The sequence below is a fragment of the Rhodococcus sp. 06-156-4 genome (genome assembly GCF_002259345.1).
Taxonomy (GTDB): Bacteria; Actinomycetota; Actinomycetes; order Mycobacteriales; family Mycobacteriaceae; genus Rhodococcoides; species Rhodococcoides fascians_E.
The window spans coordinates 203,593-217,717 of sequence record NZ_NPGB01000003.1 but is presented as its reverse complement, the minus strand read 5'-3'; the positions used below and the strand labels follow the sequence as shown (position 1 = coordinate 217,717).

Annotated in this window: 15 protein-coding genes; 1 reads left to right on the top strand and 14 read right to left on the bottom strand. The window is 64.1% G+C overall.

Annotation, left to right across the window (positions count from 1 at the left end; genetic code table 11):
• Window position 1: 1 nt before the first annotated feature.
• Window positions 2-766 carry an SDR family NAD(P)-dependent oxidoreductase gene (locus CH290_RS01240; protein WP_033189170.1) on the top strand — a complete coding sequence of 255 codons (765 nt, stop codon included), beginning with the start codon at window positions 2-4 and terminating at the stop codon, window positions 764-766.
• 29 nt (window positions 767-795) lie between these two features.
• On the opposite strand, the gene CH290_RS01235 is transcribed toward CH290_RS01240, so the two are convergent.
• The 14 genes from CH290_RS01235 to CH290_RS01170 form a co-directional block, all read right to left on the bottom strand.
• Complete coding sequence (locus CH290_RS01235; RefSeq protein ID WP_033189171.1) at window positions 796-1,815, bottom strand: MBL fold metallo-hydrolase; 1,020 nt, start codon at window positions 1,813-1,815, stop codon at window positions 796-798.
• Complete coding sequence (locus CH290_RS01230; protein ID WP_033189172.1) at window positions 1,815-2,156, bottom strand: EthD domain-containing protein; 342 nt, start codon at window positions 2,154-2,156, stop codon at window positions 1,815-1,817. The genes CH290_RS01235 and CH290_RS01230 overlap by 1 nt, the downstream gene beginning before the upstream one ends.
• 71 nt (window positions 2,157-2,227) lie before the next feature.
• A complete protein-coding gene (locus CH290_RS01225) occupies window positions 2,228-2,851 on the bottom strand; it encodes a TetR/AcrR family transcriptional regulator (protein WP_033189173.1) in 624 nt (207 codons plus the stop codon).
• A 41-nt stretch (window positions 2,852-2,892) separates the two neighbouring features.
• The gene (locus tag CH290_RS01220) at window positions 2,893-4,389 is read right to left on the bottom strand and encodes a class I adenylate-forming enzyme family protein (protein ID WP_230621004.1); all 1,497 of its coding nucleotides are present in this window, start codon (window positions 4,387-4,389) and stop codon (window positions 2,893-2,895) included.
• A 17-nt stretch (window positions 4,390-4,406) separates the two neighbouring features.
• Window positions 4,407-5,483, bottom strand: a complete 1,077-nt coding sequence (locus CH290_RS01215) for an alcohol dehydrogenase catalytic domain-containing protein (protein ID WP_052083143.1) — start codon at window positions 5,481-5,483, stop codon at window positions 4,407-4,409.
• Complete coding sequence (locus CH290_RS01210; protein WP_033189175.1) at window positions 5,483-6,238, bottom strand: SDR family NAD(P)-dependent oxidoreductase; 756 nt, start codon at window positions 6,236-6,238, stop codon at window positions 5,483-5,485. The genes CH290_RS01215 and CH290_RS01210 overlap by 1 nt, the downstream gene beginning before the upstream one ends.
• A 27-nt stretch (window positions 6,239-6,265) precedes the next feature.
• Window positions 6,266-7,024 carry an SDR family NAD(P)-dependent oxidoreductase gene (locus CH290_RS01205; RefSeq protein WP_033189176.1) on the bottom strand — a complete coding sequence of 253 codons (759 nt, stop codon included), beginning with the start codon at window positions 7,022-7,024 and terminating at the stop codon, window positions 6,266-6,268.
• Complete coding sequence (locus CH290_RS01200) at window positions 7,021-8,223, bottom strand: acyl-CoA dehydrogenase family protein (protein WP_033189177.1); 1,203 nt, start codon at window positions 8,221-8,223, stop codon at window positions 7,021-7,023. Before CH290_RS01200 ends, CH290_RS01205 begins: the two co-directional genes overlap by 4 nt.
• Before the next feature lie 47 nt (window positions 8,224-8,270).
• Entirely contained in the window at window positions 8,271-9,227 is a 957-nt protein-coding gene (locus tag CH290_RS01195) for a phosphotransferase family protein (protein WP_033189178.1), read from the bottom strand.
• On the bottom strand, window positions 9,224-10,432 hold the full coding sequence (locus CH290_RS01190; protein WP_033189179.1) for an acyl-CoA dehydrogenase family protein: 1,209 nt from the start codon (window positions 10,430-10,432) through the stop codon (window positions 9,224-9,226). Before CH290_RS01190 ends, CH290_RS01195 begins: the two co-directional genes overlap by 4 nt.
• Window positions 10,433-10,464: 32 nt before the next feature.
• On the bottom strand, window positions 10,465-11,616 hold the full coding sequence (locus CH290_RS01185) for a thiolase family protein (protein ID WP_033189180.1): 1,152 nt from the start codon (window positions 11,614-11,616) through the stop codon (window positions 10,465-10,467).
• A complete protein-coding gene (locus CH290_RS01180) occupies window positions 11,613-11,990 on the bottom strand; it encodes a Zn-ribbon domain-containing OB-fold protein (protein ID WP_371828582.1) in 378 nt (125 codons plus the stop codon). Before CH290_RS01180 ends, CH290_RS01185 begins: the two co-directional genes overlap by 4 nt.
• Before the next feature lie 37 nt (window positions 11,991-12,027).
• On the bottom strand, window positions 12,028-12,816 hold the full coding sequence (locus CH290_RS01175) for an enoyl-CoA hydratase/isomerase family protein (protein WP_033189182.1): 789 nt from the start codon (window positions 12,814-12,816) through the stop codon (window positions 12,028-12,030).
• A 98-nt stretch (window positions 12,817-12,914) separates the two neighbouring features.
• Complete coding sequence (locus CH290_RS01170; protein ID WP_033189183.1) at window positions 12,915-14,051, bottom strand: acyl-CoA dehydrogenase family protein; 1,137 nt, start codon at window positions 14,049-14,051, stop codon at window positions 12,915-12,917.
• Between the last annotated feature and the right edge of the window lie 74 nt (window positions 14,052-14,125).

Below are 14,125 nucleotides of genomic sequence, written 5' to 3'. Positions count from 1 at the left end.
GATGCAGTCGTTCACAGCACGTTTGGAAGGGAAGGTAGTCCTGGTCACCGGTGCCACCGGTGGGCTGGGTACGTCGATCGTCGGGCGTCTTGCGGCGGAGGGTGCTTCGGTGGTGGTGACCGACCTGGACCTCGAGTCCTGCGAGAAATTGGTTGCCTTGCAGGACAATCCACAGAACCATCTTGCACTGCCCCTCGACATAGCGAGCGAGGATGGATGGAGTGACGCCGTAACCGCGGTCTCGGAACGTTTCTCGCGGATCGACGCGCTCGTCAACAACGGCGCGATCGGAAGTCTCGCAACGGTTGTGGACGAGACCCTGGATCATTTCAATCGGGTGGTCGAGATAAGTCAGACCGGAACATGGCTCGGCATGAAGCATGCGGGCGCGTTCATCGAACGGTCCGGTGGTGGGTCGATCGTCAACGTCTGCTCGATCCTGGGCAGCGTCGGTGGCCTGGGCAACAGCTTCGCGTACGCGGCGGCGAAGGGCGCTGTACGAACGATGACGAAGAATGCCGCGCTGCACTGGGCGACGAAGGGTGTGCGCGTCAACTCACTGCATCCCGGGTTCATCGGTACCGACCAGCTGCTGGAGAGGTACGAAGGTTCCGAGCGGCACCGGGCGATGGTGGACAACACCCCGATGGGTAGGCTGGGTCGAGCATCCGAAGTCGCTGCTGCAGTGGCGTTTCTGGCCGGTGACGATTCGACGTTCGTGACCGGATCCGAGCTCTACGTCGACGGCGGATGGACCTGCGCCTGATGGCCTGACGCGAAGCGGAGTGGATGTCTTCAGCGGCCGACGTCGAAGATGTCCACTCCGCATTCCGTACGAACGGACAGGACGTCTTGGGAGACCAGGACGTCCAGATGCGCAAGGGTTTCGCAGGTGGCCACCATTTTGTTGAAATCGTCGAGTTCGTCGAACGACCGATTTCGGCGGGTCCACGTCAGGCCCGCTGCGACATCCACTCCCGAGCTCGGGCCGTGGCCGGCGACGACGGCTCTCGTGTCCGCCAGCCTGAGTTCGTGGTGGGCGAGCAGCTCGCGGCATCGTCGGTGCACACTTCCGCCCGTAAGACCGTGAGAGGGCAACATGGTCCGATCGGCATCGTCGAGCATCATCGTCAGGGAAGTCATGTATCGCGCCAGTGGGAGGTCCCAGTCGCCGAGCTCGAATCCGATGGACGGGGTGATGGTCGGCAGGACGTGATCGCCCGTGAACGTGACGTCGCGGTCGAGATCATGAAAGACCATGTGTCCCTTGGTATGGCCAGGCGTGTGCACGGCTTCGATGTGCAGGCCTGGAATGTCGAGTGGGCCTGCTGTCAGCCAGGCATCCGGTTGCTCCCACTCGGCTACATCGAACGGTTCGGCCAGGGCGGCCTGTCGAGCGATGTCCGCGATGCCGTCGGCGCCGGCGCGGTGCAATTCTCGGATCGAGCTCACTGGAACGTTGCTTCGCAGGTCGTTGATGGCCGCGATGCCGGGTGCTTCCGCCGAACCCAGGTGAACGCGAGATCCGTACCGTCGACGCAACTCCACCGCGAACGTGTAGTGGTCTCGGTGGACGTGAGTCACGTAGACGTCGTGGATGTCGGACGGCTGACGACCGATGTGCGACAGCGCATCGGACAACTCGTCGTGCGTCGTGGCTCGATGCCAACCACCGTCGATCAATGCGATTCCGCGACTCGTTTCGAGTGCGTACACGTTGATCGCTCGCAGGCCGTCCTGGGGCATCTGCAGCGGAATGCGGAAAATCCCGTCGTCGATCGGGAAGCACCCGGCTTCGGTCCAGGACGACGTCATCACGGCTCCTGCTGCGCTGCCTGCAGGGGGAGCATGGTTTTTTCGTCGCCGTACCACATCATGCGGCGGCCCCGCATGGTCCCGACGTGTTCCACCGCTGCCTTCCACTCCGGGCTCGCCAACGCTGCTTCCAGCGCCTCGCGAGACTCGAAACTCAGCACCGACAGGCCGTCCCAGCCCTCGGATGGTGCTCCAAATGCCTCCACCAATTCTGTGTGCTGCCACCGAAGTAGGCCCGGCAGTGGATAGGTGACATCGGCGTGTTCGCCTCGCCACCACGTGATGAACTGATCGTGCGTCCACTCGGGCGGACGTGCGGCTACGAGTACAAGGTTGTACATTTATTCTCCCAACTTGAATTCTGTTTGGTTTGACTTGGCAGCGAGGCCTGATCTGCAGCCCGGAACACGGACTACTTCCGTACGATTCGGATCACGGCGTCCGTGACGATCTCGACGATCTCGTCGATCGTGAGCGTGCCGTCCGGGCGGTACCACCGCCAGACGCTGACGATCAAGGCAAGTACGAGCCGGGCCTGCATGTTCGGATCGGACTTCGTGAACTGGCCCGACTCCATGCCGTCGGCGATGAGCGACGTCCAGTCGACCTCGATCGAATGAACCAGCTCGCGGCACTGCAGTCGCTCGGCTTCCTCTTTGGCCGACTGTCGCTCGGTGGCGAGCAGATCCATGTGATTCTGGAGTATGCGACGCTGCAACGCGTCGATCGGCGTAGCTGCCAGTGATGCAGTGACTGCTGCGCGCAACGCCGTTTCCGGGTCGCTGGTGTCCTGCGTTGCTGCAGAGAACCGTTCCGCGCTGTCGGCCAGTTCGAGACGCATGATGGTGAGCAGGCAGTGCCCTTTGGACTCGAAGTAGTGGTACAAAGCCGTTTGGCCGATACCGACCTCGTCGGCGATCGAGGCCCACTTCGTGTGTTCGTAACCCACCTTGCCGAAGTGGTCGATGGCCGCGGACAAGATGCGAGTGCGCTTGGATCGCGGGCTCTCGCGCCGAATCCCGGTGCCTACCGTCATGGATCCCCCACTGTCGATGTGTTGTTTGGATCCCTACGAGTCTACAGTTCTCGACCTGAATTCGAGTCGGCTAACGACGCCAACTTACGCGCAATCTCGGTTGCATCGGATCGCGAGAGCTTTCCTACGCGATTCTGCGGCAGATCGTCGACGGTGAACACGAATTCGGGCCACTTGAACTTGGGAAAGGCGGATGCTGCCAAGCGTGCGGTGACGTCGCTCAACGTGATCGGTTCCCCGCCCGTGACGACGAGCGCCGCGGCTCGCTCACCGAGCAGGTCGTCGGGAACCGGAACGACACAGACCTGTACGACGGAGTCCAGAGCTGCGAGCGCCGCTTCCATCTCGTTGATGTCGATGTTTCGTCCGCCACGAATGATGATCTGCTTCTGACGTCCCATGACGCGAATCGAGCCGTCGTCGAAGACTTCGACCAGATCGCCCGTCGGGAGAAACCCGTCGGGGGTGAGCTGCGCCGGAACCGGCTTGCCCTGCCGGGCGTACCCGACGTACAGCGAGGGTCCCGCGACCTGAGCCTCCCCGATCTCGCCCGGTGGTAGAGGAGTCCCGGCCGAATCGACGGCGCGGACGACCGTGCCCGGGAACGGGCGTCCATCGCGCCCGAGGCGAATCGACGGTGGATCGTCCAACGCAGGCGTGGTGTGTCCGAGACATTCCGACATTCCGAACACGCGGAGAAACTTCGTGTCGAGCCATTGCTCGGCTTCACCCAGAGCGCGTTCGTTCATCGGGCCGCCGCCGACGGTCATGGCGCGCATAGGGGCGAGCGCGCCCTTGGAGTCGGGTGCGACGGAGAGCTGCAACGCCATTGTCGGCACCAGCATCGTCCACGCCACCTGGTGATCGTTCACGGCGTGCAACGCTGCGGCCGGCGACCACCGGCCGATCGAGACCATCCGGCCACCCAGCAGGGCCGGGAGATACATCCCGAAGCAGTACGCGGCGACGGACGACAGCGGAACGAAGGCGCCGATCGCTTCACCTGGCTTCAATCCCACCGCGTCGATCGTGCTGGTGCATGCGTAGCGGATGGCCTCCTCGGACTGCACGACGCACTTCGGGCGCCCGGTGGAGCCGGAGGTCATGGCGATCGCGGCGCCGCCGTCCCACCGCTGCACGTCGGAGAACGGCCGGCCGGTAGCTCTCGAGGAGTGGTCGGCGAAAGCGGAGCTGGAATGCGGGAACTGCTCGTCGGTGACACCCCAGTGCGACAACGAGTCCGGGTCTGCGACGACGATGTCCGGCGCGATGTCTTCGAGCGCCAGCTGAAACTCCGATTCGGTCGCGTGTGGGCTGAACACCGCGACGACCCCGCCTCGAAGACCGATGGCCAGCACCGAGGCGACGGTGCACCACGTGTTGTCCGCTTGAACGAGCGCAGTGGGCGCACCGGCGTCGACGTGGGCGATGGCGTCGGCGAGAGACCGCGCGGCCTCGACGATCTTGCCGATGGTGTGGCTACCCGTCTCGTCGACGACTGCGATGTCCTCGGGGGACTGCTGAGCTCGGGAGACCATCTGTTCTGCAAGCCATTTCACGGTAGTGTCTCTTCTCTCCATCGCGATGCGGTCATGTCGATCACTGCGCGGCCGGTGACGGAACCCGCGCGTAATTCTCGGTATCCGTCGAGGGCCGCAGAGAACGGGAACGTCGTCACCTCGGCGTGCAGGATGCCGTCCTGTGCGAGAGCGACCACGGCGCGCAGGTCGTCTCGTGTCCCCCAGAACGGCGCGGTGACGTGCCAGCCGGCAGAGATCCCCAGGTCCTTACCCACGGTGAGCCTGCCGCCCGCACTTCCCACGACGGCCAATCGTCCGCCAGGGGCGAGCGCCTCGGCTCCCGCGTCGACCGTGTCCGGGGCGCCGACGAAGTCGAGTACCAGATCGGCGCCGCCGAGTTCGGCGATCGAGCCATGAGCGTCCGAGAACGACACGTGGCAGTCGTGCGCGCCGAGCTGCACAGCGAGCGCGTGTGTGTCGAGCCGTGTTTCGATTGCGACAACCCGGCCGGCGCCGAACGATCTCAGTATCTGAAGGGCCAGGTGACCGAGCCCGCCGACGCCCACCACGACGACGACGCTGTGCCGGTCGATCACATCGGCGTTCGTTCGAATTGCGTGGTAGGCGGTCAATGCAGCGTCGGCGAGTGGTGCCGCCGCGACCGGGTCGAGTGAACCGATGGGCACGAGGACGTCGGCGGACGGGACGATCATGAACTCGGCCAGTCCTCCGTCGCGGCCGAGACCGCCTCCGATGGGCGAGAGCAGTCCGTCGTCCGACGGTGCCAGCGCGTGGCAGTAGTTCTGATTACCGCGCTCGCACTGTCGGCACGTGCCGCATCCCCAGAGGCCGTGGACGAGCACCCGCTGCCCGACCCAACTGTCGTCGGCCGTCTCGCCTGCCGCGACCACGGTTCCCGCCACCTCGTGCCCGAGCGTGAACGGCAAGGAATATGCAAATCGGGAGGACGACGAATCCATGACATGCAGATCGGATCGGCACAGTCCGGCTGCATCCACACGAAGGACGAGTTGGTCGCCGGTCGGCTCGGGGTCGGGGACCGTGCGGAACTCCGGATGCATGCCCCACTCGGTGAGTTGGACGGCCAACATCAACGAGCCGTCCAGCCGCCGTCGACGATCAGCGTTTGCCCCGTCATGTACGACGACGCGTCCGACGCCAGGAACAGCACCGCGCCGTCGATCTCGCCATCGGCGCCTCCACGCCCGAGCATCGTGTTGCGTCGCACCCAACCGGCCGACTTGTCGTTGGCGAACAGGCCGTCGGTCATCTCCGTATCGAACCATCCCGGAACGACTGCGTTCACCCGAATGCCTCGCCGACCCCACTGACCGGCGAGTTCGCGGGTCAATCCGAGCGTGCCTGCCTTCGACGCGGCATAGCTCGCGCCGCCGATCGGGGCTGTGGACACCAGTCCGATGACCGAGGAGACGTTGACGAACGACGCCGTCGCGTCCTGTGGGATTCTGCTGGCGGCACACGTTGCGAGGTGGAAACCGGCGATCATGTTGACCTCGAGGACGGACTGAAACCCGTCCAACGTCTCGTCCTCGGCGTTGGGCGGGCCGGGCTTTCCTGCATTGTTGACCAGAACATCCAGCCGCCCGGACTGTGCGAAACACCGATCGACCAGGGCTCGCCGGTCCGCGTCGTGGGTGACATCGCACTCGACCGGGACGATGCCGGGTACCTCGGCCGCGAGGGCTTCCAGCCGATCCAGACGTCGGGCGGCGGCGTAGACCGTCGCCCCGGCTTCGGCCAGCGTACGAGCGAATCCGAGACCCAGACCCGACGATGCTCCGGTAACGACGGCGACGCGGTCGGTGAGACCGAACATGTTGTCCATCAGCGAAATTCCTTCTGTGTCGCAGTGTCAGTAGACTGCGGTGCGGCCACCGTCGACAGGGATCAACGCACCGGTCGTGTAGCCGGCTCCGTCCGAGGCCAGATGGACGACGAGCCCGGCGATCTCGTCGGGCCGCCCGAGCCTGCCCGCGGGAAGGCGGTCGACGATCTTTCCGATGAATTCGTCGTCCCAGTTCTCCGACATATCGGTGGCGAACCCGCCTGGCATGATGCAGTTGACTCGCACCGAGGGCGCATATTCCTGCGCGAACGCCCTCGTCAGAGCGTTCAGGCCGTTCTTCGCCGCGGCGTACATTGCCTCGGGTGGGCTCGGTCGTTCTGCACCGATGCTGGAGATGTTCACGATGGAACCGCCACCGGACGCAGCCATCCGTTGTCCTGCCACCGCCATCAACCGGAACGGGCCTTTGAGATTGACCTCGATGGTCTTGTCCCACAATCCCTCCGTCACCGAGGCAAGATTCTCGGCAAGGGGGGCGATTCCGGCGTTGTTGACGACGATGTCGAGTCTGCCGAACTGCGTGATGATGTCGTCGACGGCGGGTTCGATGGTGTCCCAGTGCCCGACGTGCAACGCGTACGGGTGCAGCGTTCCCGGACCGGTATCACCCAGAGAGGACACCGCGGCCTCGCATGCGTCCAGTTTGCGACTCGACAGGACGACGGTAGCGCCCGCGTCGCGCAGGCCTCGGGCGATGGCGAGTCCCAGCCCTCGGCTCGCACCGGTGACAAGTGCAACCTTGCCCGTCAACAGTGTTGTGCTCATGCGTATTTCTTCATTTCGAGTCGGGCGATAGTTCGCAGGTGTACTTCGTTGGGGCCGTCGGCGATCTGCAGGGCACGGGTGATGGCGTACAGGCGGGCGAGAACCGTGTCGTTGCTGACTCCCGCTGCTCCGTGCACCTGAACCGCGCGGTCGACCACGTTGTGTGCGACCTCCATGGCCGCCACCTTGATCGCCGCGACTTCCGAACGTGCCGAGGCATTGCCGCGAGTGTCCATCAGCCACGCCGACTTCAACACCAGTAGCCGGATCTGGTCGATCTCGACACGGCTGCGAGCGATCCATTCCCGCACCACTCCTCGATCGGCCAGCGGGCCGCCGAATGCTTCACGTTGGACAGCACGTCGACACATCATTTCCAGTGCGCGCTCGGCCATTCCGATGGCGCGCATGGCGTAATGCATACGCCCCGGGCCCAGTCGACCCTGTGCAATCGTGAATCCGTCGCCCTCGGCGCCGAGCATGTTCGACGCCGGCACGCGCACATCGGTGAACTGCACTTCTCCGTGACCGAGGCGGTCCTGGAAGCCGAACATCGGTAGGTCACGCAGTACCTCGACACCGGGGGTGTCCATCGGCACCAGAATCATGCTCTGCTGCCGGTACGTCGGGCCTTCCGGATCGGACTTACCCATGAAGATCATCAGCTTGCAGTCCGGGTCGAGCACGCCCGAGGTGTACCACTTGCGACCGTCGAGCACGTACTCCTCACCGTCGCGAACAATCGTGGACGTGATGTTGGTGGCGTCGGAACTCGCGACGGCAGGCTCGGTCATCGCGAACGCCGAGCGAATGCTGCAGTCCAGCAGTGGTTTCAGCCATTGCTGCTTCTGCTCTTCGGTTCCGTACATGGCAAGAATCTCCATGTTTCCCGTGTCCGGGGCGGAGCAGTTGATCGCTTCGTTGCCGATGATCGAGCGCCCGACGACCTCGGCAAGCGGTGCATATTCGAGGTTCGTCAGACCGGCCCCGAGGCCGTCGTGCGTCATGAACAGATTCCACAGTCCGAGTTCACGTGCGCGAGATTGCAGATCGCGCATGATCTGTGGTTGCTCGTGCGGATTGTCGTTCGCAGCAATCTGATCGTCGTACACCTTCTCTGCCGGGTAGACGTGATCGTTCATGAAGGTTTCCAGCGTGCCGAGTAGCTCCTCGGTGCGTGCGGAGTAGGCGAAGTCCATATGTGTCGGCTCCTGTGGTAGGTGGTGGCATCGGCGTCGGAGCAGGTTCAGGGCTGGAGCAGGGCGGTGCCGGTGCCGATCAACCTGTCGATGGTCGCGGGCAGCTTTTCCTGGTCCGGGTCGATGTGTCGGCCCTCGCGGTGTCGGCGCAGATTGTGTCCCATGATCGCCGCCATCTTGAGCCGCCCGAGCGCGTCGAACCACGCCATGTCGGGCAGTGTGCGCGTTGGGCCGGTGTACGCGGAGATCAAGGCGTCGGTGCTCGGCAAGCCGGGGACTTCGCGGCCGACACCGGGGAAGTTGGTGCCATCGGCGAACACGAGGAACCAACCGAGCTCGACGCGCGGATCCCCTATGCTCCAGATCTCCCAATCGATCAACGCCGCCGGCTCGTTTCCGCAGGAAATGATATTGCCGAGTCGGTAATCACCGTGCACGAGAACAGGTTCGACGGGTTCGGGGATGTCGGCCCTGAGCAGGTTCAACAGATCTTCACCGCCGACGACCAGTTCGGTCGGCACGGCGCCCAACGTGCGTGCCCACCGTTCGAGTTCATCGGCAGGAGACAACGGAGCGTCGGCACCGGGGAGCGTGGAGAGGTCGACGGCGTGCAGTCGGGGGAGTACCTCGGCCGCGCGAAGCATCCGGGAAGATGCAACCGCGGGATCGACGGCAGGATCGTCGAGTACCGGTTCCAGCGACTGACCCTCGATGAGCTCCATGGCAAACCACGCGGGCTCCGTCCGGTCGACTGCGATGATCCGCGGCACAGGGACGTCGGCGTCTGCCAGCGCACCGAGGATCGCGGCCTGGCGAAGCATGTCGTGGCGGCCGATCGACTTCTGACCGTCGGGGACGGCTTTGATCACGATGTCGCCATCCGACGTGTGTGCGCGATAGGTCAACCCCGAGTGGCCGCCCGGCAGCGTCTCGAAGTCGCTCAGCGTGATCCCTCGTTCGGCAAGGACGGCAGCGACGCGAAGTTCGAGTGGTGATTCCGTCATGGCCTCGGCTCCCGGGGTAGGCCGAGGACGCGCTCGGCGATGATGTTGTGCTGAATTTCGTCCGTACCGCCGGCAATCCGATAGCCGGGCGCACCCAGAAGATGCTCGGACCAGGCGAAGGTTCCCCAGCGGCCGGAGTCGGACGTGAGGTCCGGTCCGAGAAGCAGCCGGACGACGGAGGACGTCTTGGCCATCGTGTCGGTGGCGAGCAACTTCCCGAGCGACGCTTCCGGACCTGGATCTTTGCCTTCGGCCACTGCCCCCGCGACACGCATCGCAGCGATACGTTGAACGTAGCTTCGGGTGACCAGGTCGGCGACGGCGTCACGTTCGATCTCGGTCAGCGGCCGTCCGAGGTTTCCGGCGAGCGCGACGGCCTGGTCGGCGTTGGCAAGACCGAGATTGCCGCCGTCGAGCCGTTCGGCGGCGAGCACGGTGAGCGCCACCGGCCATCCCTTCCCGACGGGCCCTAGACGATACGAATCGTCGAGTTCGACGCCGTCCAGATAGACCTCGTTGAACGAGGACCCACCTGTCATCTGCTGAATAGGCGTGATGGTGACGCCCGGAGCATTCATCGGCACGAGGAACATGGTCAGACCCGCGTGTTTGGCCACACTGGAATCCGTGCGGCACAGCGCCACTCCGAAATCGGCGACACGCGCTCCGGACGTCCAGACCTTGTGACCGTCGATCGTCCAGACGCCGTCGGCTGCCTGCGATGCACGCGTGCGAACCGCGGCCAGGTCCGATCCTGCTTCGGTCTCGGAGAAGAGCTGACACGCAATGCGATCGGTGCGCAAGAATGCGCGCACGAATCTGTCCTTCTGGTCGTCGGTTCCCCACTGCTGCACCGTCGGTGCGACCAATTGCTGTGTCACCGAGAACATCTCGGTGCGGCGGGGAATATCGAAAGCATCTTCGACACGGCGGAACGCCAGTACGTAGGACATGGGCAGATCTCGTCCACCGAACTCGCCGGGGGAGTTGATCGCGCCCCATCCCGCGTCGAACTTGGCCTTCTCGTACCGCGAGATCTCGTCGGTGTGTTCGCGCTCCTGTTGCGCGGTCCAGTTCTCGAACACGGCCACCGAATCGGTGCCTTCTCCCCACACGGCCTCGGTCCGTGGCTGTGCCACGGTGCCCAGCCACCGGAGCGCGTCGGTCGTGAATTGGGCGATGTCGGGAAGCGTCTGTGACGTCACTTTTGCTGATTCCTTGTACTCGAGAGAGAGTTTCACACCGTCAACACGGTGCAGGCGCTGATTCCGGGCGCGCCGTACACGTGGGTGAATCCGACGCGAGGGTTGTTCGGGACCTGCCGCTCGCCGGCTTCCCCACGTAGCTGGGTCACGATCTCGTGCACCTGCCGCAATCCGGAGGCGCCGATCGGCTCACCGTTCGCGATACATCCACCGTCGGTGTTGATGGGGAGCCTGCCGCCGATCTCGGTCTCTCCGCCTGCGATCATCGCTTCCTGTTCCCCTGGCTTGCAGAACCCGCACTCGGCCATGTGCATGATCTCGGCACCACTCTCCGTGTCCTGCACTTGCGCGATATCGACGTCCTCGGGGCCTATGCCCGCCAGTTCGAAGGCGGCCGCGGCTGCGTCGGCGCTCACGCTCGTCGGCTCGCCCGTGCCCTGAACGGACGGGCTGAAGACCTCGAAGGACCCGAACTGCCGCGTCCGATGCGCGATTGCGCGCAGACCCACGGGGCGCCCACCGAGACGGGCGACGGCCTCGGCGCTCGCGACGACGATGGCAGCTGCACCCTCGCCGGGCGAACAGAACATGTACCGGGTGAGTGGATCGTTCACCATGTCGGCATCGGCAATGGACTCGACGTCCATTGCCTCTCGACGCCAAGCATTGGGGTTGAGCGCTCCGTTGCGGTACGCCTTGGCGGCGACGCGTGCAAGCGTGTCCGGTGAGATGCCGTGGCGCCGCATGTATCGCGATATCTTCGCGCCGAAAAATTGAGTAGTGACCATCAATCCGGCCTCGCCGTACCCGTCGGGAAGGCCCCATTCGGCGGGCTTGGGATCGAATGCGCCGCGCGGGTGTTTGTCGAATCCCACGGCCAGCGCTATATCGGCGGACCCGGATCGAACTGCGTTGACGGCCGAGAAGAGCGCACTGCCGCCCGTCGCGCATCCGTTCTTGACGTTGGTGAACGGGATCCCGGTGAAACCGAGTTCAGCGACGAGTGTGTCGGCAAGACCCGATCCATCGCTGCCCCCGAAGGCCACCTGAATGTCGGGCCACCGCACACCTGCGTCCTGCAATGCTGTGCCGATCGCCGTGACGGCCATCTGGCGGCCGCTGACTCCGGGCTGTCTGCCGAACTTCGAGAGTCCGGCACCGATGATCGAAACATTCTGTGTCATAGCATCACTCCTGACTGCGAGTGCCGAGACACCGCGAAGCGGGGCACCGGTGAAGTGGAGACCAGTTCCACCGGTGCCTCGTCCAGTTCGTCGAAGTCCTCGCAATCGAGTATCGCTTCGACCTTGATGCCGTCGGGGAGTTCCACGTAACCGACAGCGAACGGCCGAAACCCTTCGGGTGGAGGGACATACGGTGGGGACTTCGGTGCGAAACGCTGCACTGTGTACGCCCACACGGTTCCCGTTCTGCTCAAGGTCACCGGAACCGCAGTGGGGGTGGCGCACTTACTGCACATCGAGCTGGCAGGGAAGGCGACGGTGCCGCATTCCGTGCACTTGCTTCCTTCCAGTGCGCCCCACGCCGTGCTGTCCATCTTCATCCCTTCGGGTAGTGGTCGAACCGGAAAGCGGTCAGCGACCTACCCACTTGGGTTCACGCTTCTCGAGGAAGGCGGTGACACCCTCTCGTCCGTCCTCGGACTGCAGAGCATTGCCGACTGCGAGATGTTCCATGACCATGAGAGATTGGATGTCCGCGTCGAGTCCGCGGTCGATGCACATCTTGGTCAGCTTCATCATGAACGGGCTCTTGTCGACGAGCGGTGCGATGAAGTCCGACACCAGCTGATCGAGACCCTCGGCCGGAGCCGACGCATTGATGAGATCGAAATCGACTGCTTCCTTGCCGCTCAACAGCTTTCCGGTCAGCATCAGTTCTTTGGTCTTGCGAACTCCGATCATGCGGGGCAACCGGTAGATGGGACCTGCACCACCGAACAATGCACGGCGAATGTGGAAGTCACCGATCTTGGCGTCATCGGAGGCGACCGCGAAATCGCACGAGATCATCAGTTCGAACCCACCGGCGGTGACATAGCCTTCGAGAACTGCCACCGAAGGAGTGTTCATCGAGTAGAGGCGGTCGCAGACCTTCGCGGACAGAACCGCGACATCCATGGCATTGGTGGAGCCGACGAAGTCCGACAGCAACTCGTCGAGGTCGAAGCCGGAGCAGAACTGGTTCTCGACACCGCGCAGAACGAGGACCTTCAAGTTCGGATCGTTGTCCACCTCGACGATGATCTCGTCCAGGCGGTGGAGAAGCTCGACTGTGACGGCGTTCTTCTTGTGCGGGCGGTTCAGCCAGACGCGAGCGACCTCGCCGTCCTTCTCCAACAGAATGTGATCGGTGTCGATCATGGTGGTGCCTTTCGTTCGAACTTGAACTGGATTCACTTCAGTATTAGCTATTGCCTTCGTCACCGTCAATAGCTGACGCGGAGTCGAGCCGAAATCCTTCAGATCGCGATGAGATCGGCGATGCGTGCGCGATGACTCCGCGAATCGCCCTGCAGCGCTTCGTTCCCCAGCGCTCGCCGGAAGTAGGAGTGTGCCGGGTGTTCCCAGGTGAACCCGATGCCACCGTGTAGCTGCACCGCCTCATGGGCGGCGTGAACGACCGCGTCGGTGCAGACAGCGCCTGCCACAGCGATCGCGAGCCGCGCATCTTCAGGGTTCTCGTCGTGCACGGCAGCTGCATAACGGGCGGCAGACCGCGCGCGCTCCAGCGCGGTCAGTACGTCGGCCAATCGGTGCTTGATTGCTTGAAACGAGCCGATCGGACGGCCGAATTGGTGACGCGTGGTCACGTACCGGGTCGTCATGTCGAGTAGCGCGTCGATGATGCCGGTGTTCTCGTGTGCAAGCGCGAGTGTGGCGATGTCGCGCACGCCGTTCAGGAATGTCGAGCTGTCGCGGTCCGACGCGAGCAGACGCGCAGGCGCTGTCGAGAACGTGAGGTCGGCCTGGCGCCGCGTCGGATCGAGTACGGTGCGCTGTCGCGCCTCGAGGTGTGGCCCGGCCTCGATCGCGAAAACGCCGACTCCGTCGTCGTAGCGAGCCGATACGACGACGATGTCGGCCTCGGCGGCACCGACGACTGCGGCTGCGTGACCATCGAGCGTCCATCCCGATTCGGCGGCTCGGGCGCGGAGACGCTCCGGGTCGGTCGATGACGTGCTGACCGAGACCACCGCGGAACCGTCGAGCACTCGCCTCGACAGGTCTGCGGCGGGTTCGGGGGCGTGCACGAGCGCATGAACTCCCAGTACCGCCGATGTGTAGACGGGTTCCGAGACCAGCGCGCGCCCGCATTCTTCGAGAATGATGCCCATCTCGACCATGCCGTAACCGAGGCCGCCGGCCGTCTCCTGCGCCGCCAGCGTCGTCACCGACATGTCGTCCACGAGTCGCGACCACAGTTCGCGTGAGTATCCGAGCTGTGTCTCGGAGCTCTGTCGCACCTGCTCGATGGTCGAATGCTTGGTGAGGAGCCCGCGAACGGCGTCCCGAATCCCCGCTTGCTCGTCGCCCGGGGTGAGTGCGGCGGGCTCGGAACGGGGCCATGGCACCTCGCCGGATGTCCGTGTTGTCATACCAACTCCATCTGAATCGAATTCAATTTATATTCAGACCGTAGCGCGATCGGGTCTCGACAGACAGGGTTAAA

What these genes read in the sequence shown, in the direction of transcription:
- CH290_RS01200 (WP_033189177.1), bottom strand. Translation starts at nt 8,223, where the DNA reads ATGGACTTCGCCTACTCCGCACGCACCGAGGAGCTACTCGGCACGCTG.
- CH290_RS01175 (WP_033189182.1), bottom strand. Translation starts at nt 12,816, where the DNA reads ATGATCGACACCGATCACATTCTGTTGGAGAAGGACGGCGAGGTCGCT.
- CH290_RS01185 (WP_033189180.1), bottom strand. Translation starts at nt 11,616, where the DNA reads ATGACACAGAATGTTTCGATCATCGGTGCCGGACTCTCGAAGTTCGGC.
- CH290_RS01220 (WP_230621004.1), bottom strand. Translation starts at nt 4,389, where the DNA reads ATGGTCTCCCGAGCTCAGCAGTCCCCCGAGGACATCGCAGTCGTCGAC.
- CH290_RS01230 (WP_033189172.1), bottom strand. Translation starts at nt 2,156, where the DNA reads ATGTACAACCTTGTACTCGTAGCCGCACGTCCGCCCGAGTGGACGCAC.
- CH290_RS01205 (WP_033189176.1), bottom strand. Translation starts at nt 7,024, where the DNA reads ATGAGCACAACACTGTTGACGGGCAAGGTTGCACTTGTCACCGGTGCG.
- CH290_RS01235 (WP_033189171.1), bottom strand. Translation starts at nt 1,815, where the DNA reads ATGACGTCGTCCTGGACCGAAGCCGGGTGCTTCCCGATCGACGACGGG.
- CH290_RS01170 (WP_033189183.1), bottom strand. Translation starts at nt 14,051, where the DNA reads ATGACAACACGGACATCCGGCGAGGTGCCATGGCCCCGTTCCGAGCCC.
- CH290_RS01210 (WP_033189175.1), bottom strand. Translation starts at nt 6,238, where the DNA reads ATGGACAACATGTTCGGTCTCACCGACCGCGTCGCCGTCGTTACCGGA.
- CH290_RS01225 (WP_033189173.1), bottom strand. Translation starts at nt 2,851, where the DNA reads ATGACGGTAGGCACCGGGATTCGGCGCGAGAGCCCGCGATCCAAGCGC.
- CH290_RS01195 (WP_033189178.1), bottom strand. Translation starts at nt 9,227, where the DNA reads ATGACGGAATCACCACTCGAACTTCGCGTCGCTGCCGTCCTTGCCGAA.
- CH290_RS01180 (WP_371828582.1), bottom strand. Translation starts at nt 11,990, where the DNA reads ATGGACAGCACGGCGTGGGGCGCACTGGAAGGAAGCAAGTGCACGGAA.
- CH290_RS01240 (WP_033189170.1), top strand. Translation starts at nt 2, where the DNA reads ATGCAGTCGTTCACAGCACGTTTGGAAGGGAAGGTAGTCCTGGTCACC.
- CH290_RS01215 (WP_052083143.1), bottom strand. Translation starts at nt 5,483, where the DNA reads ATGTTGGCCGTCCAACTCACCGAGTGGGGCATGCATCCGGAGTTCCGC.